This window comes from Allokutzneria sp. NRRL B-24872 (assembly GCF_002155965.1).
GTDB lineage: Bacteria > Actinomycetota > Actinomycetes > Mycobacteriales > Pseudonocardiaceae > Allokutzneria.
Genome location: NZ_MUMH01000013.1, coordinates 16,560 through 43,545 on the forward strand (window position 1 = coordinate 16,560; position 26,986 = coordinate 43,545).

Annotated in this window: 21 protein-coding genes; 5 read left to right on the forward strand and 16 right to left on the reverse strand. The window is 69.7% G+C overall.

Going from position 1 to position 26,986, the window contains the following annotated elements:
* From CCN37_RS02990 to sigC, 5 genes are all read right to left on the reverse strand, one after another.
* On the reverse strand, positions 1 to 3,687 hold the full coding sequence (locus CCN37_RS02990) for an AMP-binding protein (protein ID WP_086819067.1): 3,687 nt from the start codon (positions 3,685 to 3,687) through the stop codon (positions 1 to 3).
* A 1-nt stretch (position 3,688) separates the two neighbouring features.
* Positions 3,689 to 5,161 (reverse strand): long-chain-fatty-acid--CoA ligase, encoded by a 1,473-nt coding sequence (locus tag CCN37_RS02995; protein ID WP_086819068.1) that lies wholly within the window; start codon positions 5,159 to 5,161, stop codon positions 3,689 to 3,691.
* Positions 5,154 to 5,636: an FcoT family thioesterase gene (locus CCN37_RS03000; protein ID WP_086819069.1), complete on the reverse strand. Its 483-nt coding sequence runs from the start codon at positions 5,634 to 5,636 to the stop codon at positions 5,154 to 5,156. Before CCN37_RS03000 ends, CCN37_RS02995 begins: the two co-directional genes overlap by 8 nt.
* The gene (locus CCN37_RS03005) at positions 5,636 to 6,493 is read right to left on the reverse strand and encodes a TauD/TfdA family dioxygenase (RefSeq protein WP_086819070.1); all 858 of its coding nucleotides are present in this window, start codon (positions 6,491 to 6,493) and stop codon (positions 5,636 to 5,638) included. Before CCN37_RS03005 ends, CCN37_RS03000 begins: the two co-directional genes overlap by 1 nt.
* A 61-nt stretch (positions 6,494 to 6,554) precedes the next feature.
* Positions 6,555 to 7,118, reverse strand: a complete 564-nt coding sequence (sigC, locus tag CCN37_RS03010; protein ID WP_086819071.1) for an RNA polymerase sigma factor SigC — start codon at positions 7,116 to 7,118, stop codon at positions 6,555 to 6,557.
* 103 nt (positions 7,119 to 7,221) lie between these two features.
* Here sigC and CCN37_RS03015 point away from each other — a divergent pair, with 103 nt between their 5' ends.
* Both CCN37_RS03015 and CCN37_RS03020 read left to right on the forward strand, forming a co-directional pair.
* Positions 7,222 to 7,812 carry a hypothetical protein gene (locus CCN37_RS03015; protein WP_086819072.1) on the forward strand — a complete coding sequence of 197 codons (591 nt, stop codon included), beginning with the start codon at positions 7,222 to 7,224 and terminating at the stop codon, positions 7,810 to 7,812.
* A 266-nt stretch (positions 7,813 to 8,078) separates the two neighbouring features.
* The gene (locus tag CCN37_RS03020; RefSeq protein WP_086819073.1) at positions 8,079 to 9,200 is read left to right on the forward strand and encodes an HNH endonuclease signature motif containing protein; all 1,122 of its coding nucleotides are present in this window, start codon (positions 8,079 to 8,081) and stop codon (positions 9,198 to 9,200) included.
* On the opposite strand, the gene CCN37_RS03025 is transcribed toward CCN37_RS03020, so the two are convergent.
* Both CCN37_RS03025 and CCN37_RS03030 read right to left on the reverse strand, forming a co-directional pair.
* Positions 9,197 to 9,853 carry a hypothetical protein gene (locus CCN37_RS03025; protein WP_086819074.1) on the reverse strand — a complete coding sequence of 219 codons (657 nt, stop codon included), beginning with the start codon at positions 9,851 to 9,853 and terminating at the stop codon, positions 9,197 to 9,199. The two genes, CCN37_RS03020 and CCN37_RS03025, sit on opposite strands and share 4 nt — an antisense overlap.
* Positions 9,850 to 10,647, reverse strand: a complete 798-nt coding sequence (locus CCN37_RS03030) for an ATP-binding cassette domain-containing protein (protein ID WP_246842784.1) — start codon at positions 10,645 to 10,647, stop codon at positions 9,850 to 9,852. Before CCN37_RS03030 ends, CCN37_RS03025 begins: the two co-directional genes overlap by 4 nt.
* Before the next feature lie 157 nt (positions 10,648 to 10,804).
* On the opposite strand from CCN37_RS03030, the gene acnA reads away from it, so the two are divergent.
* On the forward strand, positions 10,805 to 13,591 hold the full coding sequence (gene acnA / locus CCN37_RS03035) for an aconitate hydratase AcnA (RefSeq protein ID WP_305764703.1): 2,787 nt from the start codon (positions 10,805 to 10,807) through the stop codon (positions 13,589 to 13,591).
* A gap of 25 nt (positions 13,592 to 13,616) precedes the next feature.
* Here acnA and CCN37_RS03040 read toward each other — a convergent pair whose 3' ends face one another.
* Positions 13,617 to 16,772 (reverse strand): AAA family ATPase, encoded by a 3,156-nt coding sequence (locus CCN37_RS03040; protein ID WP_086819077.1) that lies wholly within the window; start codon positions 16,770 to 16,772, stop codon positions 13,617 to 13,619.
* 202 nt (positions 16,773 to 16,974) lie between these two features.
* Here CCN37_RS03040 and CCN37_RS03045 point away from each other — a divergent pair, with 202 nt between their 5' ends.
* Positions 16,975 to 17,709 (forward strand): sulfite exporter TauE/SafE family protein, encoded by a 735-nt coding sequence (locus CCN37_RS03045; protein ID WP_086819124.1) that lies wholly within the window; start codon positions 16,975 to 16,977, stop codon positions 17,707 to 17,709.
* Here CCN37_RS03045 and CCN37_RS03050 read toward each other — a convergent pair.
* Complete coding sequence (locus tag CCN37_RS03050; protein ID WP_086819078.1) at positions 17,687 to 18,502, reverse strand: LysR family transcriptional regulator; 816 nt, start codon at positions 18,500 to 18,502, stop codon at positions 17,687 to 17,689. The genes CCN37_RS03045 and CCN37_RS03050 overlap by 23 nt on opposite strands.
* Before the next feature lie 71 nt (positions 18,503 to 18,573).
* Here CCN37_RS03050 and CCN37_RS03055 point away from each other — a divergent pair, with 71 nt between their 5' ends.
* The gene (locus CCN37_RS03055; protein ID WP_086819079.1) at positions 18,574 to 18,852 is read left to right on the forward strand and encodes a YciI family protein; all 279 of its coding nucleotides are present in this window, start codon (positions 18,574 to 18,576) and stop codon (positions 18,850 to 18,852) included.
* Here CCN37_RS03055 and CCN37_RS03060 read toward each other — a convergent pair.
* The 7 genes from CCN37_RS03060 to CCN37_RS03090 all read right to left on the reverse strand — a co-directional run bounded on the left by CCN37_RS03060 (position 18,822) and on the right by CCN37_RS03090 (position 26,908).
* Positions 18,822 to 19,877 (reverse strand): hypothetical protein, encoded by a 1,056-nt coding sequence (locus tag CCN37_RS03060; RefSeq protein WP_143261395.1) that lies wholly within the window; start codon positions 19,875 to 19,877, stop codon positions 18,822 to 18,824. The two genes, CCN37_RS03055 and CCN37_RS03060, sit on opposite strands and share 31 nt — an antisense overlap.
* A gap of 59 nt (positions 19,878 to 19,936) precedes the next feature.
* Positions 19,937 to 20,410 (reverse strand): nitroreductase family deazaflavin-dependent oxidoreductase, encoded by a 474-nt coding sequence (locus CCN37_RS03065; protein WP_086819081.1) that lies wholly within the window; start codon positions 20,408 to 20,410, stop codon positions 19,937 to 19,939.
* A 10-nt stretch (positions 20,411 to 20,420) separates the two neighbouring features.
* Positions 20,421 to 21,407: an L-histidine N(alpha)-methyltransferase gene (gene egtD, locus CCN37_RS03070; protein WP_086819082.1), complete on the reverse strand. Its 987-nt coding sequence runs from the start codon at positions 21,405 to 21,407 to the stop codon at positions 20,421 to 20,423.
* Between the two features lie 10 nt (positions 21,408 to 21,417).
* On the reverse strand, positions 21,418 to 22,158 hold the full coding sequence (gene egtC / locus CCN37_RS03075) for an ergothioneine biosynthesis protein EgtC (RefSeq protein WP_086819083.1): 741 nt from the start codon (positions 22,156 to 22,158) through the stop codon (positions 21,418 to 21,420).
* A 4-nt stretch (positions 22,159 to 22,162) separates the two neighbouring features.
* Positions 22,163 to 23,485 carry an ergothioneine biosynthesis protein EgtB gene (gene egtB, locus CCN37_RS03080; RefSeq protein ID WP_086819084.1) on the reverse strand — a complete coding sequence of 441 codons (1,323 nt, stop codon included), beginning with the start codon at positions 23,483 to 23,485 and terminating at the stop codon, positions 22,163 to 22,165.
* On the reverse strand, positions 23,482 to 24,699 hold the full coding sequence (gene egtA / locus CCN37_RS03085) for an ergothioneine biosynthesis glutamate--cysteine ligase EgtA (protein WP_086819085.1): 1,218 nt from the start codon (positions 24,697 to 24,699) through the stop codon (positions 23,482 to 23,484). Before egtA ends, egtB begins: the two co-directional genes overlap by 4 nt.
* Positions 24,700 to 24,856: 157 nt before the next feature.
* Positions 24,857 to 26,908, reverse strand: a complete 2,052-nt coding sequence (locus tag CCN37_RS03090; RefSeq protein ID WP_246842786.1) for a PQQ-dependent sugar dehydrogenase — start codon at positions 26,906 to 26,908, stop codon at positions 24,857 to 24,859.
* Positions 26,909 to 26,986: the final 78 nt, after the last annotated feature.

Consider the following 26,986-nt stretch of genomic DNA (forward strand, 5'->3'; position numbering starts at 1 on the left):
CTAGTTGACGGCGGGAAGCAGACCTGCGGCGACGCAGTGGTCGAGTAGCCGGTGCACGCCAGCTCTGTCCACTGTGGAGGTTTCCGGCTCGTTCGCCTCCGAGTCGGACCACAGGTCGAGTAGTGCGGAAGTGGCGGGATCGAGGTCGGTCACGCGCGCACGCCAGTCCACGCGCGAGCACACCTCGACGGGGTAGCCGTAGTCGGCGATCCACGCGTAGAGGTCGTCCAACACGATGCGGCTCTCCGGAGCCACGGCGTGGACCCCGCCGTGCTGAGCCAAGATCTCACGAGCTGCGACGCGGGCGTCGACCCACGGCTCAGCGTGGTGGAGCTTCGGCAGAACTCCGGTGGGGATTCCCTTGAGCAGCAGCCGCCACAGCACGTCGTGCGGGTTGAACGTCGGCCCGGCGACTCGGCCGAGCCGGTGGATCGTCGTGTCCAGCCCACGCCGACCGGCTTCGAGCACGAGTTGTTCCGCCACCCACTTGCTCTGCTGATATCCGGTGTCGTGTCCACTGAGGACGGACACAGTGGACACATGATGGAATCGCGACGGTGCTCCAGCCGCAGCTAGCCGCAGCAGTGAACGAGTGCCTTCAACGTTCGCAGCCCGGACGCTGTCGTACCCGCGCAGCAGGCTGACCTCGGCGGCGCAGTGGTAGATCGCATCGACCCTCGTCAGGTCCTGCCAGGTCGCCGCATCGAGACCGAGCCAGGGCTTGGTCAGGTCGTACTCCGGCCGCGCGAGGCAGATGATCTCCACGTCCGTGGTGCCGCGCAGCTCGGCGAGGAGGTGTCGGCCGACGAAGCCCGTGGCGCCGGTCAGCAGGATGCGGCCGGTCTGACTTCCGGGAGGGCCGGGGAGGATGTCGCGATCGAGCACCGCGTCTTCCTCCGGCGATGCCTGCGGTTGCCGCTCACCGCCGTCGAGCGCGCGGGCCAGGCCGCCCGCCGTGGGGTGCTGGAACACCAGCTTGGCGGGCACTTCGATCCCCAGCGCGGCGCCGATGCGGTTCGCGACCTGGATCGTCTGGAGCGACTGGCCACCTGACTCGAAGAAATCGTCCTCAGTGGACAGATCGGGCCTGCCGAGCACGTGTCGCATGATCCCGAGCACCGTGCCGTCGTTGGCGGACCGGTCGAGCTTCCCGGAACGGTTGCGGGGCAGCGAGTCCACGAGTTCGATCACGCTGGGCACGACGGAGAGCTGTTCGCGCAGGTGATCGCGCAGGTCGGTCACCACCTTCGCGGCGAGCACCTTCGTGCCGTCAGGGCGGGCGGTCGCGGTGACCATCGCCTCCCGCACAGCCGGATGTCTGACCAACGCAGCCTCCACGGCGGTCGGCGAGATCCGGTGCCCACTGATCTTGACTTCGTCGTCGAGCCGTCCGAGGTGGTAGAGCTGCCCGTCGCGACCCACGCGCGCCCTGTCCCCCGTGCGGTAAGCACCGTCGCGGAAACGCTCGGCTGTCAGCTCCGGCTCGCCGAGGTAGCCCTGCGCGAGCCCGTCTCCGGCCAGCCACAGCTCCCCCGCGACTCCGACCGGCAGGGGCTTTCCCGCAGCGTCCGCCACGACTGCCCGCACACCGCGCAGCGGAGTCCCGATCGGGACTCCGTCTCCGGCAACGAGATCGGCGGCTATCGCCACCACGGTGGCTTCGGTGGGGCCGTAGGTGTTGATCAGCTGTGCGCGAGGTTGTGCTCTGCGCCAACGCTCAACACGCTCTGGCAGTGCCGTTTCCCCGCCGATGATCACCAAGCGCAGCTCCGGCGGCAGCGGTGGCATCGCGAACGCCAGCTCGTGCCAATACGCCGTCGGTAGATCGAGAACAGTGATCCGCTGCTCCGCGCATGCGCGCAGAAGTGCTTGCGGGGACTCGGTCATCTCGTCGGTGCGCAGGACGAGAGTGCCGCCGACGCACAGGATCGGGAAGATCTCTTCAACGCTCGCGTCGAAGTTCAACGGCGCGAACTGAAGGACGCGGTCGGTGTTCCGAAGTTCATAGCGCTCCACAGCAGCGGCCACGAAGGCGTTGAGCGCGCTGTGCCCGACTACCACGCGCCGTGGTCTGCCGGTCGAGCCGGACGTCTGCATCACATACGCCGGGTCGGCGAACTCCATGTCCGGCAAGGGGTCTTCGAACGGGGCGTAGGCGCCGCCCGCGAGGACGGCTCCGACGATCTTCGCGACGGTGTCGATGTCCCGTGTCGGCTTGACCTGGACCACGCGCTCGGTCGCGGCGAGGAGTTCCCCGTAGGTGAGCCGCTGCTCCCCGCGCTCGATCGCGATCGCATGCGGAGGCTGAGCGCGGATCAGCTCCGCGACCGAACGGACTTCGTTGTGTGAGCCGCCATCGAGCACGGAAAGTTGCCCGGCAAGGAATCCGAGCACTCCGTCGAGGTGCCGTTCAAGGTCATCGACAGAGTACCGATCGGGGTTGCCGTCGATGACGATCTCGATCCCGGAGCCGTCGCGGCGGTCGTAGACGTTGACCGCGATGTCTTCGACCGGCCCCGCCGACAGGTTGTGCGCCCGGCACGGCGCGCCCGCGAAGCGGAAGTCGTAGTCGAAGGGCATCACGTTCACGACCGGCCCGAACAACCGCTTGCGCAGGCCGATGTCGCGGCGGAGCTGCTCGAAGCGGTAGTGCTGGTGCGGCAGGCTCCGCCGGAGATCCGCGGACACCCGCTCGGCGAGCACGGCGAGATCATCGGTGTCCACGCGCAGCCGCAACGGAATCGCGTTGAGCACCGTCGTCGGCACGCTCAACGCGGCGGTGTCTGGCCGGTTCAGCACGGGCAGGCCGAGCACAACCTCCTCGGCGCCGCTCACGTGACTCAGGTGGGCGGCGACCGCCGCGACCACGAGGTCCGGCTTCGCTTCCGCCCGCGCGCGAACGCGGTGGAAGTCGCGTGAGGGCAAGCCACCGCCCTCGGCGAAGCTCACGACCGGAGGACAGCCTTCGAGGTAGTCCAACCAGTACTGCCGCGAATCCGTGATCGGCTCCACGACAGCCGTGCCGAACTTGTGCGGTTCAGGAGCCCGCCCCTCGGCCAGCGCGGTGTAGACCTCGGCCAGCCGCCGGGCGACGAGCGCGACGCCATAGCCGTCCAGGGCGATGTGGTGAACTCGGTGATACCACAGGAAGACCTCGTCATTCACCTGGAACAGCGCGTGCCCGAAGAGCGGCCCCTCATCGAGGTCGACCGCCGTCCCCAGGTCCCGGCGCATCCAGGCGAGCGCGTCCTCCACTGAGGACTGTCCTTTGTGGAATGCGAATCGCTGGCCGATCTCGCTCATGACCTGGCGGAGCGATCGTTCGAACGCGTCCGGGTCGATCGTGCCGCGGATCTCGACGTATTCGCCGGTGTTGTACGCGGGACTGGCCGGATCGAGCAACTGCGCGGCCCGAATCCCTTGCTGTGCTGAGGTGAGAACCTGGTTCGGTGTGGCCTGTTCGGAGGTAACAGTCAGCATCGACCACCAGTCGGCGACGGTGGGCCGTTCCATGAGGTCGGCGAAGGCGACGTGCACGCCGTGCTCGCGCCAGCCGTCCACGATCGTCAGCATCCGGACGGAGTCCAGCCCGGCGTCGTACAGGTTGAGGTCGTCGGTCAGCTCCTCCGGCTCCATCAACAGAAACTCGGCGACGTCGGCCCGAACCTGGCGCAGCGTCAGGGCCACGTCAGTTGACCTGCCGGTCGCGGTCGGCCCAGAACTGCTCGCGCAGCACGCGGCGGAGCACCTTGCCGCTGGGGTTGCGCGGGATCGCCTCGACGAACTCGTAGCGCAGCGGCAGCTTGAACGAGGCGAGCTTGCCCTGGAGGAAGGTCATCAGCTCCCGCGCGGTGGCCTTCTCCCGCGTCACCACGAAGGCGTGCACGGACTCGCCCCACCGCTCATCGGGGACGCCGATCACCGCCGAGTCCGCGACGGCGGGGTGCCCGGCCAGCACGCCCTCGATCTCCGCCGGGTACACGTTCTCCCCCGCCACGATGATCATGTCCTTGATGCGGTCGCGGAGGAAGACGTAGCCCTCCTCGTCCACGCACCCCGCGTCGCCCGTGCGCAGCCATCCGTCCACAAGGGACTCTTCGGTGGCCGTGGGATTGCGCCAGTACTCCAGCATGTTCGCCGGGCTGCGCAGCCACACCTCACCGACCTCGCCCACCGGCAGCGGCTTCCCCCGCGCGTCACGGATCTCGGCGGCGAAGCCGGGGTACGGGCGTCCAGCCGCCTGCATGCGCGCACCACCGGGCTTGTGCTCGGACGGCGGCAGGCAGACGGCGGTGTTGCCGGTCTCGGTGAGCCCGTAGATCTGCGCCAGCTCGCACCCGACCTCGTCGATGCACCGCGACAGCAACGCCTCGGAGATCGGCGAGCCGCCGTAGACGATCTTGCGAAGTCCGCGCAGCGGCTGACGTTCGTCGAGCATCAGGCGGAGCATCGCGGGCACCACGCACGTGATCGTCACGCCGTGCTCGCGCACGAGCTGGACCGCCTCCGCCGGGACGAACGCGGGCATGATCACGTTCGTGATGCCGGCGGTCAGCCCCTGGACGGCCCACCACAGGCCGCCGATGTGAAACCCAGGAACACCAACGAGGCTGACGTCCTCGGAGCGCCAGTCCAGCCAGTCGAGCCCGTTGGCCTCCAGCGCCGCGCGCACCTCGAAGAAGCCGCGCTGACCGAGCACGACACCCTTGGGCAAACCGGTGGTCCCACTGGTGTAGAGCTGCGCCACCGCGTCGTCCGGCCCCGCCTGGACGGGATTCCCCTCGGGCGCAGAGGCTTTCCAGTGCTCGAAGTCCTCCAGCCACACCACGGGCATGTCCGGAACCGCTTTGGCGCAGCCGCGATCGGCGAAGATCACGGTCGCACCGGAGTCCTCGACGATGTGCTTCACCTCGGCCGCGGTGAGCCGCCAGTTGATGGGCACGAGCACGGCGCCGGAGCGCGAGCACCCGAACAACAGCTCGTAGTAGTGCGGGGATTCCTTGCCCAGGAAAGCGATCCGCTCGCCGGAGTTCAGTTTCCGGGCGATCCGGTCGGCTTCCCGGTCAAGCTCCGCATAGGACGTTCTTTCGCTCCCGCAGATCAACGCGGTGCGGTCGGAAGCCTGCGCGCGCAGGGCTCCGCCGAGGGTGCGCTCAGCCACGCGGCGGCTCCATGATCGCCAGGAGCACCTTGCCCTGCGCGGCGCCGCCCTCGTCGTCCCAGAACCGAACTTCGGTGCGGGCCAACAACATCGGCCGGGTCGCTTCGCGGTAGCGGATGTCGGCGATCGTGACCTCGCCGGAGAACCGCCTGGCGTTGATCGGCCGCTTGAACCGGGACTCGAACGAGGCGATGAGGATGTCCGGCAATTGCTTGCGCCAGTAGTCCTCCAGCGTCCACGGCTCGAAGTCGGGCATCGACCCGTCCTGCACGGCGCGCGCCATCAGGTAGTAGACGAGCTGGTTGTAGCAGATGTTGAACTCCACCGAGTTGAAGTGCCCGGTGTCGTCGATGTAACAGGACTCGGGGATGGCGAAGTCACCGCTGGCCTTGTCACCGATCGGTTCGGCGGAGAGCAGGTAGCGACAGTCCACTTTGTACGGTCGGAGCACGCGCTCCAGCAGCAGATCACCCATCACAGCGCCCGCGCGTAGAGCTTGTGCTCGTCCAGCACGGTGACGCGGTGCGAGACCGCGGGCTCCGGCGTCGCCGTGTGCAGCGCGCGGTGGATCAGGCTGCGGTTGTCCCAGATGAGCAGGTCACCGCGCTCGTAGGTCTGGAGGTGGATGTTCGGGTGCGCGCACTCCGGGTCGAGCTGTCCCGTCTCGTGCAGAAGCCGTTGCAGGACATCGTCTTCGGCGCCTTCGATGGCGTAGGTGAAGCCCTCGCTGATGAACAGCACGGACTCGCCGGTGACGGGGTGCTCGAAGACGGTCGGCTGCGCGACGGGCGGCGTCTCGCGCTCGATGTCCTCCATGACCTCCCAGATCGGCCGGTACACGTCGCTCGGCCGGATCTTGAAGTAGCGGCGCGCGCTGTGCAGGCTCGTCGTCCCCTCGATCGCCGCGCGCAGGTCCTCGGGTAAGCGCTCGTAGGCCTTGCCCATGTCGATGAAGTAGGTGCCCCGGTTCTCGCTCGGCACGACCTGCGGGTGGATCAGCGTGATGCTGAACGGCTCCGGCATGAACTGGTAGTCGGCGTGCCAGAACTTCCCGGTCTTCGGCACGCCGTAGCCGCCTTCGTTGGCGGAGACGAAGATCTCTGGCAACTCGGGGTGCCGGTACATCGGCTGGTAGTAGGTGACCGGCTCACCGAAGCGCGCGCCCAGGTCCAGGAACTCGCGAGGGTTCAGCTCTTGGCCCTTGAGCAGCACGATCTTGTGCCGGTAGACCGCGTCGGCGATCGCCCGGACGTCCTCGTCGCTCGCGGTGGCGGCGTCGAAGCCGGTCACCTCGACCCCCATGGCCTTCCCGGCCTGTGGCGTGATCCGCATGTCCGAGTGGTCGGCGCGACGCGGGCGGGAGTTCCAGGCGAAGGTGACGAGTCGATAACGCTCAGCCGGTGTCGCGCTGCTCCGCGAGGTCGAGCAGGTCTTCGCGGGCGCGCGCCACGCGGGAGCGGATCGTGCCGACCGGGCAGTCGCAGACCTCGGCGGCCTCGGCGTAGGACAGGCCGAGCACCTGGGTCAGCACCAGCGCCTCGCGGCGGTCCCCGGCGAGGCCGTCCAGCAGCAGGTTCAGCTCGACCACGTCCTCGAACCCGGCCGCCGTGCTCCGGGACTGCGCGGCGTCGGCCGCCGCGGCCCAGTCGACCCCGCCGGTCGTGCGCGGGCGGACCACGGCGGCGCGGACCTGGTCGACCACCACGCGGCGGGCGATGGACAGCAGCCAGGTGCGCGCGGAGGAGCGGGCGGCGAAGCGGTGCAGGCTGCCGAGGGCTCGGAGGTAGGTCTCCTGCGCGAGGTCGTCGGCCGAACGCACGTCGGCGAGGTGCGCGACGAAACGCCACACGTCACGCTGCGTCGCGCGGACGAACCGTTCGAGCGCGGCGCGGTCACCGGCCCCGGCGTCCAGCGCCCACTGCGTCACGCGCTCGTCGTCACCCTCCGGCACACTCACGACGCCGAAGCGTAATCCACCGGCCGCCGGGAACTCACCCCCGTCCTCAGCCGACAATCAGGGTGTGAACTGTGCGACCTGCCGTGAAGCGCTCTCCGCGAGGATGGACGGCGAACCGGAGCCCGTCGACCCCGACGCGCACCTCCGGGGCTGCTCCGAGTGCCGCGCCTGGCAGGACCGCGCGACCGCTCTGACCAGGTCTTTGCGCGTGCGCCCAGCCGTCACCCCGCCCGACCTCGTGCCCGCTATTCTCGCCGCGGCCCCCGCGCCCCGCCAGCCAGGCCGGTGGACCCGCGCGGCGCTCGTCGCGGTCGCCACGACCCAGTTGGCGCTCGGCATCGCGCAGTTGATCGGCGTCGACGCCGCGCACGGCGGGCTCATGTCGGGGCACCTGTCCAACGAGAGCACCGCGTGGAACATCGGCCTCGCGGTGGGCATGCTCTGGGCGGCTTTGCGGACCCGCGCTGTGGCCGGGTTGCTTGCGGTTTTGTCGGGGTTCTTGGTGTTGTTGATCGGGTATTCGGTGCACGACCTGATTGCCGGGACTGTGCCTTTTGCCCGGGTGGCGTCGCATGGGTTGTTGTTGGTCGGGTTGGGTTTGTTGTTCGCTTTGAATCGGCAGGAGCGGTTGCCTGCGCCGTCGTCGCCGGATCGGCGTGAGGTTCCTGTTTTGCGGGCTACGGACGCTGCTTAGGTTTCCCGGGGTACGGCTGGCTGCGCTGGTTCCGGCGTGGGGCCGGCTTGACCTGGGACCCCTTGCGCGTGCCGTCTTTGGCCGGGCGGGCACGGGATGAATCCCGGCCCACGCGGACAAGCGTATGGCACGCGCACCCCAGGTAAAGCCGACCATTCCAGCCGCGCGTTCCGTTGGTCGGGGGTTGCGTTTTTCGGGCGGCGGGGCGCCTGGGAATTCATTCTTTAGAGCCATGATCGTTTCGAATTCGAGGGTAGAATTGAGGTATGACCCTCGAAGAGTTGTTGGTCGAGGTTGAGGCGAGTCACGCTGCTTTGTGTCATGCGAAAGCGAATCTCGCTTCGGCCTTGACCGCATTCCAGGACGCCGCCGATGATCGTGACTACCGGTATGTGCAGAATGAGGTCGCCTGCGCCTTGCACATCTCCCGACGCGGCGCCGACCACATCCTCTCCAACTCCCTAGAACTCACCGAACGCCCCTTGGTGTTGGCGGCGTTGTCGGCCGGTTCCATCGATGAGGGCAAAGCCCGCCTCATCGTCGACCAGCTGCAGATCTTGAAGGAGCCCCAAGCGTCGATCGCCGAGGCAGATCTCCTGGACTACGCGCCCACCCGTACCCACACCTCAGTCCGTCGCCGTGCCCAGACGTTGATCCACAAACTGGACCCGAAGGCTGCTGAGCGTCGTCATGAGGAGAAGCGCAAAGAGCGGTTGGTGTGGAAGACCAACCTGGACGACGGCATGGCCGAACTTCGCCTGGGCATGACCGCCCACGACACCGCCATGGCCTACGACCACATCGACCGCATCGCGCGCAGTCTCCCCAAAGACGACCGAACCCTCGACCAGAAACGCGCCGACGTCGCCCGCGACCTCCTGCTGGGACTCGACACCCCCGCCCCGCAGGGACAGACGATGGTCTACCTGACGATGCCGGTGACCGCGCTCCTCGGGTTGACCGATGACCCAGGCATGCTGGCTGGATACGGGCCAATCCCCACGAGCGTCGCTCAGGACATCGCAGCGGGCGGCATCTGGAAGCGGATCTTGACCGACCCGGCCACTGGCATGGCGGAGGAAGTCAGCAACACCTACCGGCCCACGGCGAAACAGCGGGAGTTGATCAACGCCCGCTACCCGCGCTGCACCGCGATCGGATGCCAACAACCGGCACAACGCTGCGATGTGGATCATTGCCGCCCCTACGACGGAACCAACACCACGATCCGCAATCTCCGGCCGAAGTGCAGGCACCACCACAACATGAAGACCCACTCCAACTGGCGGTGTGAGAACCGGGACGACGGCAGCCACGTGTGGATCACACCCAGCGGCAGGGTCCACGAAACGGAACTGGAACCCATCGCGGACCCGGCACCGTTCTAGAGCCGCCGAGCGCCGACTCGGTTGATCACCACGTGAGCGGCACCGAGAACCACGAGGGCCAGCGGAACGTGCCAGGCCAGCGAAGCGGCCAGGGCGGCAGGCGGTGCCGGAACGAACATCTGGCCGACCAGATCACCCAGCGGCGGCACGCGGCCCAAGCCCACGGCGATGAGCATCACGGTGATCAGGGCGCTCATCGTCCAACCGGGACCGGCGAGAACGGGGCGCGCGCAGAGGAGGCCGACGGCGATGCCGAGCGACGCGGCGACAACGTGGGCGCCGAGGCCGATCAACACCGTGGACACCGGGTACGGCGAGGGGTTCACGAGGATCGGGACCAGCACCGAGAGGGCGACCAGCAGGGCGTTGCACAGCGCCGCGAGGAGGAGCACTCCGGTGGACGCGCGGCGCCAACCTCCGGCGGCGGTGATGGTGACCATGCGGGTGACGGGGTCTTCGCTGTTGGCGACCACGGCGCTGAGCCAGGCGCTGACCGGGAACAACAGGAGCACGGTGGCGCCGTAGGCGGGGATCGCGGGGCCGGCGCCGGTGGAGTAGAGCATGCCGAAGACGGCGGCGAAGACGACCATCGGCGGGAACCAGCGTTGGGAGCTGATCAGCTCGGCGCCGAGGTAGCGGACCAACGCGGTCATGCGGCGCTCCGGCGGACCTCGTGGACCGAGCAGCCGAGGGCGAGTGCGGCGGTGAGCACCGAATCGACCTCGGCGCCGAGAACTTCCAGGCGCACCAACGGTCCTTGCGAGGACTGGAGCACTCCGGGCAGCGAGATCACCTCAGCGTGCAGGTCGGACGGGCACGTGAGGACGACCGCGCCGGTGCCGGTGGAATCGGTGTCGACGGAGCGGACCGAACCGTCCGCGACGGCGACGGTGCGGGTCGACGCGAGGCGGGAGCGGGAGCCGGTGTGGTCGGTGACCACGGCCGACGCGCCCTCGGTGACGGCGGCGTTGATCATGGCGCAGAGCTCGGCGCGGGAGTGCTCGTCGAGGCCGGCGAAGGGTTCGTCGAGCACGAGCAGGGCGGGGGCGGCGACGAAGGCCTGGGCGAGGGCGACGCGCTGGGTGTTGCCCTTGGACAGCTCGGCCATGGGGCGGTCGGGGTTCCCGGCGAAACCGAGTCGCTCCAGGAACTCCATGCCGGTGTCACCGGCACCGCGCACCGCCGCCTGGTGGCGGAGGTAGTCGCGGGCGGAGAGCTTGAGACCGGCGGGGAAGCGCTCCGGCACGAAACCGATCGTGCTCCGGCCGGTGACGGTGCCCGCGGTGGGCGCGACGATCCCGGCGAGCACGCGCATCAACGTGGACTTGCCGCTGCCGTTGACACCGAGCAGCACGACCAGCTCGGCGCGGTCCACATCCAGGCTGACGCCGCGCAGCACCCACGGGCCGCGCCCGTAGCGCTTGCCGACGTCGGTCAAAGCGATCACGGGACAACAGTGCCAGACGCCACGTGCACCCCGGGTTGAACGCGAATACAGGACAAGCGTACTGTTTTCATCAAGTGAGGGGTGCGCCAGCGAACTCAGCGAGAGTGCGCAAGACTCGCCCCCGTTCCCGGACTCACCGCCCGTGATGGAGTTTCACGTGACTGCACCTGCGAGCAAGGACAGCTTCGGTGCCCGCGGCACACTGGCCGTCGGCGACGCCTCGTACGAGATCTTCCGCCTGAGCGCCGTCGACGGCGCCGCGAGGCTCCCGTACAGCCTGAAGGTCCTGCTGGAGAACCTGCTCCGCACCGAGGACGGCGCCAACATCACCGCCGACCACGTCCGCGCGCTCGGCAGCTGGGACCCGAAGGCCGACCCGGCCACGGAGATCCAGTTCACCCCGGCCCGCGTCATCATGCAGGACTTCACCGGCGTGCCCTGCGTCGTGGACCTGGCCACCATGCGCGAGGCCGTCACCGGCCTCGGCGGCGACCCCGCCAAGGTCAACCCGCTCGCCCCGGCCGAGCTCGTCATCGACCACTCGGTGATCGCCGACGTGTTCGCGCGCCCGGACGCCTTCGAGCGCAACGTGGACCTGGAGTACCAGCGCAACAAGGAGCGCTACCAGTTCCTGCGCTGGGGCCAGAGCGCCTTCGACGAGTTCAAGGTGGTGCCGCCCGGCACCGGCATCGTGCACCAGGTCAACATCGAGCACCTGGCGCGCGTGGTCATGACCCGCAACGGTCAGGCCTACCCGGACACCGTGGTCGGCACCGACAGCCACACCACGATGGTCAACGGCATCGGCGTGCTCGGCTGGGGCGTCGGCGGCATCGAGGCGGAGGCGGCCATGCTCGGCCAGCCCGTCTCCATGTTGATCCCGCGCGTGGTCGGCTTCAAGCTGCACGGCGAGCTGCCCCCCGGCACCACCGCCACCGACCTGGTGCTGACGATCACCGAGATGCTGCGCAAGCACGGCGTCGTCGGCAAGTTCGTCGAGTTCTACGGCTCGGGCGTGACCGCGGTGCCGCTGGCCAACCGCGCCACCATCGGCAACATGAGCCCGGAGTTCGGCTCCACCGCGGCGATCTTCCCGATCGACCAGGAGACGGTGAACTACCTCAAGCTCACCGGCCGCACCGCGGAGCAGCTGGCGCTGGTCGAGGCCTACGCCAAGGAGCAGGGCCTCTGGCACGACCCGGCCGCCGAGCCGGACTTCTCCGAGCACATCGAGCTGGACTTGGCCACCGTGGTCCCGTCCATCGCCGGCCCCAAGCGCCCGCAGGACCGGATCGTGCTGGCCGAGGCCAAGGCGAAGTTCCGCGGCGTGCTCGGCGACTACGTCGGTGACTCCGGCAAGGCCGACGAGGCCTCCGAGGAGTCCTTCCCGGCGTCGGACTCCCCCGCCATCTCGAACTCCAACGGCGCCGACGAGCCGCACGGCCTGCCCAGCGCGAAGGGCCGCAGCAGCAAGCGCGTCGCGCTGACGCTGGCCGACGGCACCGAGACCACGCTGGACCACGGGCACGTGGCGATCGCCTCGATCACCTCGTGCACCAACACCTCCAACCCCTCGGTGATGATCGGCGCGGCGCTGCTGGCCAAGAACGCCGTCGAGCGCGGCCTGGCCAGCAAGCCGTGGGTGAAGACCTCCCTGGCGCCGGGCTCCAAGGTCGTCATGGACTACTACGAGAAGGCGGAGCTGCTGCCGTACCTGGAGAAGCTCGGCTTCCACCTGGTCGGCTACGGCTGCGTCACCTGCATCGGCAACTCCGGCCCGCTGCCGGAGGAGATCTCGAAGGCGATCAACGACAACGACCTGTCGGTGGTCTCGGTGCTCTCGGGCAACCGCAACTTCGAGGGCCGGATCAGCCCCGACATCAAGATGAACTACCTGGCCTCCCCGCCGCTGGTGGTCGCGTACGCGCTCGCGGGCACGATGGACCTCGACCTGGACACCGAGCCGCTGGGCACCGACCCCGACGGCAAGCCGGTGTTCCTGGCCGACATCTGGCCGACGCCGCAGGAGATCCAGGACGTCATCTCCAGCTCGATCTCCTCGGAGATGTTCGTCAAGGACTACGCCGACGTCTTCGCCGGTGACGAGCGGTGGAAGTCGCTGCCGACGCCGACCGGCAACACCTTCGAGTGGGCCGATGACTCCACCTACGTGCGCAAGCCCCCGTACTTCGAGGGCATGACGATGGAGACCACCCCGGTCACCGACGTCTCCGGCGCGCGCGTGCTGGCGCTGCTGGGCGACTCGGTCACCACCGACCACATCTCCCCGGCCGGTTCGATCAAGGCCGACTCGCCCGCTGGCAAGTACCTCACCGAGCACGGCGTTGAGCGCAGGGACTTCAACTCCTACGGTTCCCGCCGCGGCAACCACGAGGTGATGATCCGGGGCACCTTCGCCAACATCCGCCTGCGCAACCTGCTCTTGGACGACGTGCAGGGCGGCTTCACCCGCAACTTCCTGGCCGACGGCGAGCAGAGCACCATCTACGACGCGTCGGTGGCCTACGCCGAGGCGGGCGTGCCGCTGGTGGTGCTGGCGGGCAAGGAGTACGGCTCGGGTTCCTCACGGGACTGGGCGGCCAAGGGCACCAGCCTGCTGGGCGTGCGCGTGGTCATCGCCGAGTCCTTCGAGCGCATCCACCGCTCCAACCTGATCGGCATGGGCGTGCTCCCGCTCCAGTTCCCGCAGGGCGAGACCGCCGAGTCGCTGGGCCTGGACGGCACGGAGACCTTCGACGTGGCCGGGGTGACCGGGCTGAACGACGGCTCCACCCCGCGCACCGTCAAGGTGACCGCGACCAAGGGCGACGGCTCGAAGGTGGAGTTCGACGCGGTCGTGCGCATCGACACCCCCGGCGAGGCGGACTACTACCGCAACGGCGGCATCATGCAGTACGTGCTGCGCAAGATGGTTCGCAGCTGATCCAGCGCTCGATCTCGTCCGCCCGTCACCAGTTCCAAGTGACGGGCGGACGTGGTCCTGGGCGGTACTCGCAGTAGGTGCCGGTGCGGATCGTGGTGTCGAGGTGGTGGCCCAGCTCCGCGTCGCCCTCGGTGATGCGCGCGATGATGGTGCGCAGGCTGCGGGTCACGTTGAGCCGGGCGCGCTCGGCACTGGAGCCGGTGCGCCGTTCGCGGCCGCCGAGCCCCACAGCGCCCGCCAGCTCCTGGACGAGCGCGTCGATCTCCGCCTGGGCGCGGTCGGCGCGGGCGAGGTCGTTGAAGGACTCGGCCTCCTCCTGCTCGGCCCGAAGGTCCTCAAGGCGCGCGCGGTAAGCGGCCTTCGCGGTCGCGTCGAGCACGGGAAGCCCTTGCTGGGCAACGGTTTCCGCGCCCACCAGATCGAGGACGTGCAGCTCTCCCGAACTGGACAGCAGCCGCACCAGGTAGCCGATCCCCTTGGTGTTCCTGAGCCGCACCACGTTCTGTCCACAGTGGAGCGACCAGTACTCCCCCTCGCGCCGCAGCGAAGCCGATCGCGCGGCCCCGACCGGCTCCACGTGCGCGAGCGCTTCCTCGTGCAACAGAGCCATTCCCAGCTCGGCGCACTCGTCACGCACCTCGGCGGCCAGCGAAGCTCCGCGCGGTGTCCCGCCGAGGAAACGCGCGTGGTCCAAGCGAATCCGGGCGAAGAGCGGCCGAGCGCGCATGGACTTGGCCTGCCCGGCGGCGCGACTCAGGTAGCGCTCGGCCTCCTCGGCCCGGGACAGCAGCACCGCGAGCAGCCCGAGCGCGTGCGCCACCAAGCCGTGCACCGTCCCCGCACCGACCGCGACGCAGCCGTCGTACGGGCTGAGCGCGTCGAACAGCGGCTCGGCGTGCTCGGTGGCGCCGGTGCGGTAGGTGATCTCGGCGAGCATCGTCAGCAGGCAGATCCCCAGCGGCTGGCCCGCGATCGCGGGAGCGCTCTGCGACATCGCCATGTCCAGGAAAGCCTTGGGCTCAGCGGTTTTCCCGAGCTTGGCCTGGACGACGGCGGTGACGCAGAGGCCGAACGCGGTGAACTCCGGTCGCTGTGACATCCGCCTGCCGTACGCGGCGAGCTGGGCCTCGGCCTCCGCGCGGTCGCCGCGCGCCAGCGCGAGTGCGGTCTTGTGCTGGTAGTAGAGGTGTTCGGCGGCCTCGACGTGCGCGCGCTCGCCGAGGACCAGCGCCTCCTCGATGATCGGGTCGGAGTCGGCGAAGCGCCCGTCCAGGAAGGCGAAGTGCGCGGCGACGCACCGGTGGTAGAACAGCCTCAGCGGCGCGCGCAGCTCCTCGGCCCAGCGGCCGTACGCGACAAGGGCTTTCTCCGCCTCGACCCGATCCCCCAGCTCGACCAGGCACACCACCCGCCACAGCGCGCCGTCCGCGGCCAGGTTCTCGTCGCCCGCGCGCCTGCCGAGCTCGATGATCTCGATGGCCGTCCGCAGGCGGTCACCGGCGTTGTCCGGGGTCCAGTGCGCGTTGTGCATCGTGCCCAGGACCTCGGCCAGCGTCGCGGGATCGTCTGCGGCGCGCGCCAAGGACTCTGCCTCCGCGACCAGCACGCCACGCCGCTCCCCCGTCCCAGGCACGAGGACGAGTTCGCGCGAGAGCCGCGCGAGCAGTCGTGCGCGCAGCGCGGAATCCTTGTCTCCCAAGGCATCCAACGCGTACTCAAGGTTGACGATCAGTTTCGGCTCGTTCGCCCACAGCTCGTCCCGCACGCAGCAGCCCAGCGCGGCGAGGCCGAGCGAGCGCACGTCGCCGATGGCCTTGGCCAGCTCGAAAGCGTCCTGGTAGGTCCGCGCGGCGAGCCTGCCGTTGCCGGAGCGCCACTGCGCGAGCGCGAGGTTCATCAGGATGTCGCAGCGTTGCGCGCCTTCCCCTTCGGCGGCGGCCTCAGCGGCTCGGGCGAAGTGCCGGACGGCGTCCTCGAAGGCGAGCGAGCGCATCGCGTGCTTGCCCGCGAGCACGTCGTACTGGACCGCCTGCTGCGGGCCGTTGCCGAGGCTGAGGTGGTGCGCGACCCGGCTCGCGACGGCGCCCCGATCGGTGGCGCGCGCGAGGATCGCCTTGCCAGCACGGCGATGCAGGGCCTCGCGGTCGGCGACGGCCAAGCGGCGGTAGAGCGCGTCGCGCAGCAGCGCGTGCACGAAACGCAGTCGGTCTCCCTCGACCGCGACCAGCACGCGACGGCGCAACGATTCCGCTAGGCGGCCGCGCACGTCCACCAGGGCCAGGTCGGCGAGTTCGGCGGGATCGAACTCCGCGCCGAGCACGGCGGCGGTGGACAGCAGCGCCACCTCCTCCTCGCCGAGCAACGCAAGGCGGCGGTCGATGACGTGCTCGACGGCGGCGGGGATGTCCAGGCCGGAGCCGCCCGCGCCGAGCAGCCGCGCGACCTCCCCGGCGAACAGCGGGTTCCCGCCGCTGCTGCGGTGCACCTTGGCCACGAGGTCGGCGGGCGGGCTCGTGGCGGTGATCGAGCGCATGAGCTGGCCGACCTCCTCGCGGTCGAGCCCGGTGAGGTCCACCCTCGGCCCGAACCGCCGCAGCTGCGGCAGCCGCTCGGTCAGCGCGGAGTCCTCGGCGTCCACGTCGCGGTAGGTGCCGATCACCACCAGGCCCGCCTGCCGGAGCTGATGACCGAGGAATTCCAGGTAGCGCAACGATCCCTCGTCCGCCCAGTGCAGGTCCTCCAGCACCACCAGCAGCGGCCGTTCCCCGGCACAGCCGACGAGCACCCTGGTCAGCGTGTCGAACAGGCGGAAGCGCGTCGACTCGTCCTCGGCGCCTGCGGTGTCCTCACGCTCGGGCAGCACCCGGCTGAGGTAGCGCGCGTCCTCGCCGACGAGCCCAGAAACCCAGTCCCAGCCCCGATTCGCGACGCATCCGCGCAGCACCTGCACGAACGGCCAGTACGGTGACTGGCCCTGGCCCGGCCAGCACCCGCCCCACAGCACCCGGACGTCGCGTTTGCCCGCGGCGGCGGCGAAGCGCTCGACCAGAGCCGTCTTCCCGATCCCGGCCTCACCTGCCACCAGCACCAGCGACCCCAGCCCGGCCACAGCGCGATCGAGGCAGGCGGTCAACTCCGCGACGGCAGCGCCTCGCCCCACAAAGGAATGTGCGTCGTGCATTGCGGCCCCCTTGCGCGTTCCCCGGCGCAGCCCATCAGCGCCGGGCTCGACGCGCCAACCCCATTTCTCCACCAGAAAGGGCAAATCGCACTTAAGGGCAGAAAAACCACCCGTTTGCCAACCATCGCTCTTTGTGTGGGATCAACCACGGCGCCGGGATCGCGAGCGCTCGGCGTGCAAACGTATGGCTGTGTCCGCGCTGATGCTCGACCCCGCAAGCGGAACTTCGGTCGGACTGCTGTTCGCCGGGCTGGTCGTGCTCGTGGGCGCCGTGGTCCAGGGCGCGGTCGGCTACGGGCTGAACCTGCTGGCCGGGCCGTTGCTGGCGTTGATCGACCCGGCGCTGGTCCCCGTTCCGGTGCTGATGATCGCCTGCGTCCAGGCCGCGCTCGCGGTCGTGCGGGAGCACGAGCACACCGACTGGCGCGGCGTCGGCTGGGCGATGCTGGGCAGGTTGCCCGGCAACGTGCTGGGCGTGCTCGCCGTGGCCGCGCTGCCGTTGACGCAGTTCAACGTGGTGATCGGCGTGTCCGTGCTGGTCTGCGTCGGGCTGTCCCTGCTGTCGTTGAAGCTCACACCGACCCGCCCGGGCCTGGTCGTCGCCGGGGCCGCGAGCGGCGCGTTCGGCACCGCGTCCTCCATCGGTGGGCCGCCGATCGCGCTGCTGTACCAGCACTCCAAGGGGCCGGTGGTGCGCGCGACGCTCGGCGCGTACTTCCTGCTGGCGTCGATCTCCTCGGTGGTGACCCTGCTGATCGCCGGGCAGGTGCGGGTGGAGCACCTGGGCGCGGCGGCGGTGCTGCTGCCGTTCATGCTGGCCGGATTCGCGGCTTCGGGCCCGCTGCGCAAGTTCCTCCGCGGCCCCCGACTGCGCTACGCCGTCCTCGGAGTCGCCGCCGCGAGTGCCGCGTTCCTCATTCTGCGAAGCTTTTTCTGATGAGCGCCAAACGTTCCACAGGCGCGTTCTGAGCGAACGGAATCCACACCAGCTCGGAATCGTCCGCGCTCGGCCGCAATGCCACCAGATCGCGCTGACTGCTCAACTCGTAGGCGAACAACGTGTGCCCAGCCGGAGCGCGGTGCAGCTCAGGATTCCAGCCCGCCGAGGCCGCGTGCTCCAGCACCGCGGTCGAGTAGCCGGGCGCGCGCTCCTCCGGGAACCACAACAGCCGCTGCCCCACAAGCGAAGTCCAGTCCACAGTGGACAACTCGGCCAGCGGGTGCGAGCGGTGCACGACGACGCCAAGCGGTTGCTCGGCGAGAACCGTGCTCTTCAAGCCGTCCAACGGCACGGGCAGCCGCACCACACCGAGGTCGAGCGCGCCCGAACGCACCAGCCCGGGCTGAGCGGCGGAGTCCGCGGGCTCGAAGCGAACCTCCCCGTCGACCTCGGCGCGCAGGCGGTGCAACAGCTCGCCAGACACCCCGGAGCAGAGCCCGACAACGACCTCTACCGGGACCGACCGCGCCGCGTCCAACCCGTCCGAGAGCACACGGAACGCCTTGCGGGCCGCCACGGCGAGCGCGTCACCGGCAGGGGTGAGCCGGACTCCACGTGCGTTGCGGCGGAACAGCTTCGCGCCGACCCGACGCTCCAAGGCACTGATCTGCTGGCTCAGGCTCGGCTGCGCGATCCGCAGCTCCTCGGCCGCGCCCGTGATCGTGCCCGCCTCGACGACCGCGAGGAACGCACGGAGGTGCCGCAGTTCGATGCCGTCGAGCTGAGCCATAGGCCCCAGCCTATGCCTCGCGCGCGGATTCGTCTTGGTCAGCGAGCCATCGCACGAGCTTCACTGGAGGCATGTTCCTCGTCCTCTTGAAGTACCACTCGATGGAAGCGATCGACGCGTTGTTGGAGCAGCACTACGCGAACCCGCACGGCGCGTTCGCCAAGGGCTTGGTGCGCCTCGCGGGCCGCCTGGAACCCCGTACTGGCGGGCTGATGGTGCTCGACGGCACGCGCGAGGAGGTTGAGCGCGCGGTGGCCAGAGACCCGTTCGTCACCAGCCGTGCGGCCACAGCGGAGATCGTCGAGTTCATCCCGACCCGTCAGATCAGCGAGCCCGTCAGCGGGTCGTAGCGGTGCACGCCTCCGGGCAGCGTGAGCACGCCGCCGCGCACGTCGTCGACCGCGCGAACCACGGTCAGCGGTTGGCCGTCGCGGAGCACCTGCGCACCCTCGGTCAGGCCGCCTTCCACGGGCAGCACCGAGTACGCGGAACCGTTGGGCACCAACACGTCCAGGCCGCCATCGGCGCGAATCGTGAGCGTGACGACGAGCTGTCGATCGGCGTCGTGGACCGGGGCGGGATCGCCGACGTAGAACTTCTTGCGACCCTCGCCGACGACGTCCATGCCGTTGTAGAAGTTCGCGCCGGCCTTGTCCACCCAGAAGTGCGGCACGTGCGCCTTGGGAGCGCTGAAGGTCTGCCCCGGGTAGTACGACAGGTGCCAGTGCGGCGGGTTGTCGGTGTGCAGCGTGTTGTTGGTCTCGAAGCCCATCAACGCGAAGAAGTGCCCGCGCTGCCGGGCCTTCTCGACCAGCCCCGCGTCGCGCAGCACCACCTCGGCGGCGGCCATGTGGTTCACCACGGCCTTCACCTGCCCGGCGGGCCAGGCCACCGACGTCCACGGCCCGGCGACGCGGTCGGGGTCGTTGTGCTCCACGCGCCAGTAGAGCCCGCTCGCGGTCGACCCGCTGAGGTAGCTGGACACCTGCACGGTCCAGCTCGCCGCGTTGGGGCTCGCCGCGAGCACCGGCACGGTGAACCGCACGCCCTCCGGCTCCGCCTCGGTGGGAATCCGGTCCTTGCCCTCGATCACCGCGCCGATCGGAGTTCCCGGCCAGCGCACGGAGATCTCCACCCCCGTGCTGCGCGGGCCTTGCAGGTAGAAGTGGAACTCCGCGCGGCTCGCGACCTGGTGCTTCGCGCCGGGCACCATCGAGTAGCCGGTGGGCAGCGTGATCTCCGGTGTGCTCGGCGCGCTGGGTGTCGCCTTCACCAAGCGGACGGCGGCGTAGGACACCGGCTCGGCCGCCGCCGTGACCCCGCCGCCGAAGACCAGCAGGGCCATGACCGTCGCGAGAACAGCACGTGTGGGCACACGGCGAACCTAGCCAGCTCGACGCGTCGCCGGGGAGGCCCATTGGCCGTGCCCGAAAGTCACGTCCTGGGCGTCAGCAGGAGCACCCTGATCCGCCGCGACCCCGCCCGCTCCGCGTAGGTGTCGTAGGCGGGCCAGTGCTGGGTGATCAGCGCCCACAGCTCCGCACGCAGCTCCCCCTCGGCCAGTTCCGCCCGCAGCGCAACGGGTTTCGCGCGGACCAGGGCTTGCGCGTCGGGGTTGGCGATGAGGTTCGCCGACCACGCCGGGTGCTTCTCGCCGCCCCAGTTCGAGCCGGTCACGATGAAGCCGCGCGGGTGCGGGACGTAGAGCAGCGGCACCTCGCGCGGCTGCCCGCTCTTGCGCCCGGTCGTGGTGAGCAGCATCGACGGCAGGCCGAGCAGCGCCAGCAGGCTGATCTTGCCCCTGGTCCGGCGCTGCACGGCGAGGTCGACGGGCACGACGGCCCGGCCGAGGTCGGAGAACCACTTCTTGCGGCCGAGCCGACGCGCCACGGCGGTAATCGGATTCACGTTCCCGAGGTTACCCGCCGGTAGTCGCGGTCACCTGCGCCAGTGCCACCGAGTACCGGCCCGCCCCGTCGGTCCAGAACCGGCGCAGCGCCAGCCCGGCCGCGTGCAGCTCGTCGGCCAGGCCCTGCCTGCGGAACTTCGCCGAGGTCTCCGTGCGCAGCTCCTCCCCTTCGGCGAAGGACAGGTGCAGCCCCAGCTCGGCGACGGTCACGCTCATGGCCCGCCGCGCGCGCAGCCACATCTCGATCCGCTCTGCCTCCTCGTTCCACCGCGCGACGTGCTCGAACTCCTCGACCTCGAAGTCCGCGCCCAGCTCGCGGTTGAGCACGTGCAGCACGTTGCGGTTGAACTCCGCGGTCACCCCGGCGGCGTCGTCGTAGGCGGGCACCAGCACTCCGGGGTCCTTCACCAGGTCCGCGCCCAGCAGCAACCACTCCCCCGGCTCCAGCGCCTCGCGCACCGAGCGCAGGAACACCGCGCGCTCCTGCGGCTCCAGGTTGCCGATCGTGCCGCCGAGAAAGGCGACCATGCGGTTGGGCACGGCCGGGATCGCGTCCAGGTGCGCGGTGAAGTCGCCGACCACCCCGTGCACCTCGACGTCGGTGTACTCCGACGCGATCGAGGAGGCGGCCATGGCCAGCGCGCTGGTGGAGACGTCCAGCGGCACGAAGCGCTTGAGCAGGCCCTGCCGGTGCAGCGCGTCCAGCAGCAGCCTGGTCTTCTCCGAGGAGCCCGAGCCCAGCTCCACCAGCGTCTCCGCCCCGGTCACCCTGGCGATCTCGTCGGCCTCGCGCTCCAGCACCTCCCGTTCGGCCCGGGTCGGGTAGTACTCGGGCAGCCGGGTGATCTCCTCGAACAGCGCGCTGCCCCGCGCGTCGTAGAACCACTTGGGCGGCAACCACTTCGGGGTCGATGCGAGGCCGGCGAGGACGTCGGCGCGCAGGGAGCGCGCGGCGTCGGCCTCGGTGTGGTGCAGGTCGAGCACGAGCTGTGGCATGGTGAAGCTCCTAAAGGCTCTCGATGTCCACAGTGGATTCACTAATCGTGATGAGTTGCTTGTCCGACAACGCTTTCCAGTCGGACTCGTCGTCGATGGGTTCGGAGGAGACCAGCACGCCGCCTGCGGTCTGCCGCACCGACAGCGCATGGTCCCAGGTCGTCGCGGCGAGCTGCCGCCCGTTGGTGAGCATCAGGTTCAGCCGCGACCCCGGGGCCGCCGCGTCGACCTCCGCGACCACCTCGGCCAACGCGTCCCCCGGCGGCGCTCCGGCACGCAGGCAGTCCCGCACGAGCGCCCACAGCACCGCCGAGTCCGTGGGCGCGTCCAACGTGATCAGGTCCACGGTCGGCAGTCGCGCGGCGAGGCCCGCCAGCGACACCGGCCACCCGTCGACGCGGCCGTTGTGGCTGAACAACCACTCGCCGTCAGCGAAGGGAGCGTTCGCGGTCTCCACCACGGGCATGCCGACCGTCGCCGAGCGCACAGCGGCCAGCACCGCGCCGCTGCTCGTGGTCCCGGCGAGCGAGGCGAACGCCGTGTCGCTCCACAGTGGACGGATCGTGCGGTAGCGGGTCGGCTCGGGTCGAGCGGCCGTGTACCACCCGACGCCGAAGCCGTCCGCGTTGATCGTGCCCCCGCCGCGCATGTCCTGCGGCGCCCAGGACTGGCGCATCAGGGAACGCGGCGGCAGCAACAGCAGGTCGCCCAGCAGGACTTCCCTGCCGAGGTAGCCGAGGTGTCGGCACATGGCGCTACCCCAGCTCCCCACCCCCTGGCGTTCGCGCGCAACGGAATCCGGAGAAGATCTGCCTGCGGATCGGGTAGTCCCAGTTGCGGAACGTGCCACGGCAGGCCGCCGCGTCGGTGCCGAAGCAGCCGCCGCGCAGCATCTTGTAGTCGGGCCCGAAGAAGACCTCGGAGTACTCCTGGTAGGGGAACGCGGTGAAGCCCGGGTAGCCGTGCAGGTCGGTGTCCACCCACTCCCACACGTCGCCGATCAACTGCCGCACACCCAGCGGTGACGCACCCTCCGGGTAGGCGCCGACCTCCGCCGGGCGCAGGTGGCGCTGGCCGAGGTTGGCGTGCTCCGGCCCGGGATTCTCATCGCCCCAAGGGAATCTGCGCGAGCGCCCACTCTCCGGGTCGAAGCGCGCGGCCTTCTCCCACTCCGCCTCGGTCGGCAGCCGCTTGCCAGCCCAGCGCGCGTACGCCTGCGCCTCGTGGAAGCTGACGTGCACGACGGGTTCGGCGTCGCGCACCGGCCCGACCACGCCGAAGCAGTCGCGCAGCCAGCGATCGCCGTCCCTCCGCCAGTACAGCGGCGCGCGCAGATTCGCCTTGTTGCGGTGCTCCCAGCCCACCTCGCTCCACAGCTCCGCGCGCTCGTAGCCGCCATCGGCCATGAACTCCTGGTACTGCCCGCAGCTGATCGGCGTGGTGTCGATGAAGAACGCGTCGACGTGCACCTGGTGCGCCGGGCGCTCGTTGTCCAGCGCCCACGGCTCGGTCGAGGTGCCCATGGTGAACGGCCCGCCCGGCACCAGAACCTCTTGGGGCAGAACGGCTCTGCCCGCTTTCGGCGGGTCCGGAGCGTGCAGCACGGCCGTGCTCTTGCGGGTCTGGTGGGTGATCAGCATCGTCTCGTCGTGCTGCTGCTCGTGCTGCACGAGCATGCCGAAGGCGAAGGCGTTCTCGACCAATCTGCGCCCCTGCAAGGGAACGCGGTCCACGACGTCCATCGTCTTGCGTCGCACCTGGTCCACGTACTGCCGCGCCTCACCCGGCTTGAGCAGCGGCAGCGCCGGTCGCGACGACCGCGAGTGCTTGAAGGCGTCGTACAGCTCATCGATGTCGCTGCGCACGGCGGGCAGGCCGCCGACGTCGCGCACCAGCCACAGCTCTTCCTGGTTGCCGATGTGCGCGAGGTCCCAGATCAGCGGCGACATCAGCGGCGAGTGCTGCCGCACCAGCTCGTCGTCGTCCAGCACGTCGGTCAGCGCCGCGCTGCGCAGCCGCGCCCGTTCCAGTTCGGCGGCGGCCTTCGCCCGCAGCTGTTCCTGCTCCGTGGTCGTCATGCCAGTTCACCCGCCCTCGCCCGATCAAGGGATTCGGTCACCAGCGCGGCCAGTTCGGCGGGCAGCCCCAGCGCGGGGATCGCGCGCACGCCCAGCTCGAAGACCTTCGCGGCGACCTGGGCCAGCACCGGATCGGCCAGCCCGTACCGCGCCGCCTGCTCCCAGCGGTCGGCGGCGTCCTCCGTCACGTCCAGCACAGCGTCCACAGTGGACTCCCGGTGGAACAGCGCGGTGAGCAGCACCACCGGCACAACCCACTCGCCGGGCCGCTGCGTGTCCAGGTAGCGCACCTCGATGTAGCCGCGCGGGCGCACCGGCGGGAACATCGTGCTCAGGTGGTAGTCGATGTCGTCGGTGGTCGGCGCCGGCGCGAGCGCGCCGTCCGCCCAGTCGCCGAGCGTCACGCCAGCTGGCGGCGTCCAGTCGTCACCCGGTCTGCGCAAGCACACCAGCGGCGTGTCCAGCGCGTGCCGCGCCCACAGCAGCGCCGGATCGGCACCCACGGGCGCGGGCGACGTGCGCCCGGGATCGGTCCCGGAAACCGCGCGCATCCTCGTAGAAGCCCAGCCCGTGCGCGCGCCGCACAGTTCCGGGGAATTCGCGAAAGCCGCCGACAGCACCGGACCGAGCGCGTGCACCGCGGCCCAGCGCGCGGGAAGCCGGTGCGGCTCCCCCGCGTCCAGGCAGACCTGGAGGCCAGCGGTGCTGCACATCATGGTTCGGCCGTGCGGCCCAACGGGTTCGAAAGCCCGCTCCATCGCCCGATAGCGGGGCGTGTCCAGCAGGCGCTTCTGCGGCCGGAACGGATCGGTCCCGTTGGCGCCGAGCACGAGCCCGGACTGACGCAGGAGTTCGGCGACGTAAGCGATGTCGCCGGAAGTGAGGGAGATCAGGGTGCTCAGTTCGGGCTGCGGGGCGGTCGAGATCTCGACCTGGCCACCGGGCTCCACGGTGAGCAGCGAACCGTTCGGCAGAGGGAGTTGCGGGCCGCTCAGCTCGGACGGCGCGTGGGCCCCGAGCGCGGCGACGAGGTTGTCGTGTTCCAGCGGTCTTCGCGGGTCGTCGGCGTGGTGCACGGTCCACTCCAGCTCGACGCCCACCAGACGCGGAGGCCCTGTCTTGAAACAGATCGAGGCGATGTAGGCCTCGGCGTGCGCGCGCGTGCTGACGACCTGCGCGCTCGGGGGCGCGGTGCGTGCGGTCAAGATGATCACTCCTGGTGCCTGGGGTCATCCCGAAGCTACACACGCCCCCTGACACCCGCACCCCGTCGAGTGAGGCGCCGCCGCACGGGGGACGGCTTGAGCACCGGGTTTCACCAGCGGGTCATCACCCGTTCAGCCCCGAGCCGTCCCCCGTGCGTCAGCCACCTCAGCCGGTCAGCTCCACGTGCAGGACCCGGTCGTTGTTGGCCGTACCGTCCTTGTCGGTGGTGGTTGTCAACCAGAGCCCGCCGGTCGGTGACTTCTCCACCGTGCGCAGGCGGTCGTAGGCGCCCTGGAAGTACGCCTTGGGCGCTTCGACCCCGTCACCGTTGATCTTCATTCGGTACACGCGCTGCCCGGTGGTCTGCGCGATGAAGATGTGGTCGTTGACGATCGTCAAACCGCTGGGCGAGTTCGACCCCGTCGGCGCGAACGTCCGCACCGGCCGGATGAACCCGGGCTTGCCGCAGCCACCACCGCCGAGCCCGGTCGCGGTGCCCTCGCAGTCCGCCCAGCCGTAGTTGCCGCCCTTGACGATCAGGTTCAGCTCGTCCATCTGGCTGTTGCCGAACTCCGTTGCCCACAAACGACCTCGCGAGTCGAAGCCGAGTCCCTGGACGTTGCGGTGGCCGTAGCTCCACACCGGGTTCCCGGCGAACGGGTTGTCGCCCGGCACCTTTCCGTCCGGCGTGATCCGCAGGATCTTCCCCGCCGTGGAGCCGAGGTTCTGCGCGTTCTGGTGCGCCTGCGCGTCACCCGTTGCCACGTAAAGCATTCCGCCCGGCCCGAAGCGCAACCGTCCGCCGTTGTGGTAGCGGCTCTGCGGGATGTTGCCGAGCAGGACCTGGTAGCTGGACTGGACGAGCGCGTTGTTCTCGTACTTCATCCGCACGACGCGGTTGCCCGCGTTGGACGAGTGGTAGATGTAGACCCACTTGTCAGCAGCGAAGTTCGGCGACACCTCAAGCCCGAGCAGGCCGCCTTCGCCGCCCGTGGTGACCGCGTTGGGAACCTTGCCCGCGGCAGTGCGCTGTCCGCTCTGCGTGAGCTTGAATACGTTGAAGTTGTTGCGCTCGCTGACCAACGCCGAACCGTCCGGCAGGAACGCCACTCCCCACGGAACGTCCACATTGGACGCGATCGTGGTCACCCGCCCCGGCTCCACTCCACCGCCACCACCGGGCGGAGCTGTCGTCACGGTGACCTCGTTGCTGGCAGCGGATCTGTTGCCAACGGCATCGCGCGCGCGAACCGTGAACCTGTAGGCAGTGCTGGGATTCAGCCCGCCGACCTCGCCGGAAGTTCCCGTGGCCGTGGCCGCGACCTGGCCGTCGCGCAGGATCTCGTAGCCCGTCACGCCGATGTTGTCCCGCGACGGACTCCATTGCAGCGCAACGCTGTTCGGCCCGACCGTGCCGCGCGCGAGGTTCGTCGGAGCAGACGGCGCCTCGGTGTCCTGCTGCGCGGGAGGCGTCTTGATGACCACCTCATTGCTCGCCGGGGAAACGTTGCCCGCCGCGTCCTTCGCGAAGACCGTCCACTGGTACTCGGTGTTCGGCGTGAGCCCGTCGACGGTCGTGGACAACCCCGTGACCGACTTCATGTGCTGGCCGTGCTGGTAAACGTCGTAGCCCACGACTCCGACGTTGTCACGCGCGGCATCCCACGCCAGCGCGACGGTGCTCGGGGTCGCCGCGCCGTTGGAGCGCAGATTCCCCGGCGCAGTCGGCTTTTCAGCGTCAGCGGCATCGACGGTGAGCTTGTCCGCGTTGGGCCCGCCCTCCGCCGTCGTCGCGGTCGCGCGGATCTTGTTCTGCCCGGCCGCGAGCGTCGCCGTGACGGTCTTCGTCTGCCAGGTCGTCCACGCTCCCGTGCCCGGGAAGGCCACCGCGCTCGCGGACAGCGCGCCGTTGACGCGGATGTCGACCGGCCGGTTCACGCCGGTTCCGTTGGCGTACCGCAGGGTCAACGAGTGCGTGCCCGCCTGCGCGGCGTTCACCGTCCACTCGACGAAGCTGCCGGAGACGTTGGTGTAGTTGACGAATCCCCTCCCGGAGAACCCGGCGTGGTTGGACTCGACGACGCCCTGGGAGACCAGCGCGTCCTCGGCCTCGTAATCAGTGGGCGCGGCGTTCGCGGACGCGGCCAGCGTCGCGGTGATCGTGGTCGCCGCCAGTGCCACGGCCAGGGCGGGACGCCATCGGGGTTGGACAGCCACAGTGCCTCCAGAGCGAAGAGGGCGTGCAGGGTGCGGCGGCGGTCCAGCGGCGGTCGTGCTCACAAAAGGTGAAGGAAG

Coding starts and splice junctions, on each gene's coding strand:
- CCN37_RS03000 (WP_086819069.1), bottom strand. CDS start 5,636: ATGGGTGATCTGCTGCTGGAGCGCGTGCTCCGACCGTACAAAGTGGAC.
- CCN37_RS03005 (WP_086819070.1), bottom strand. CDS start 6,493: ATGCGGATCACGCCACAGGCCGGGAAGGCCATGGGGGTCGAGGTGACC.
- CCN37_RS03015 (WP_086819072.1), top strand. CDS start 7,222: ATGGACGGCGAACCGGAGCCCGTCGACCCCGACGCGCACCTCCGGGGC.
- CCN37_RS03020 (WP_086819073.1), top strand. CDS start 8,079: ATGACCCTCGAAGAGTTGTTGGTCGAGGTTGAGGCGAGTCACGCTGCT.
- CCN37_RS03025 (WP_086819074.1), bottom strand. CDS start 9,853: ATGACCGCGTTGGTCCGCTACCTCGGCGCCGAGCTGATCAGCTCCCAA.
- CCN37_RS03040 (WP_086819077.1), bottom strand. CDS start 16,772: ATGCACGACGCACATTCCTTTGTGGGGCGAGGCGCTGCCGTCGCGGAG.
- CCN37_RS03045 (WP_086819124.1), top strand. CDS start 16,975: ATGCTCGACCCCGCAAGCGGAACTTCGGTCGGACTGCTGTTCGCCGGG.
- CCN37_RS03050 (WP_086819078.1), bottom strand. CDS start 18,502: ATGGCTCAGCTCGACGGCATCGAACTGCGGCACCTCCGTGCGTTCCTC.
- CCN37_RS03055 (WP_086819079.1), top strand. CDS start 18,574: ATGTTCCTCGTCCTCTTGAAGTACCACTCGATGGAAGCGATCGACGCG.
- egtD (WP_086819082.1), bottom strand. CDS start 21,407: ATGCCACAGCTCGTGCTCGACCTGCACCACACCGAGGCCGACGCCGCG.
- egtC (WP_086819083.1), bottom strand. CDS start 22,158: ATGTGCCGACACCTCGGCTACCTCGGCAGGGAAGTCCTGCTGGGCGAC.
- egtB (WP_086819084.1), bottom strand. CDS start 23,485: ATGACGACCACGGAGCAGGAACAGCTGCGGGCGAAGGCCGCCGCCGAA.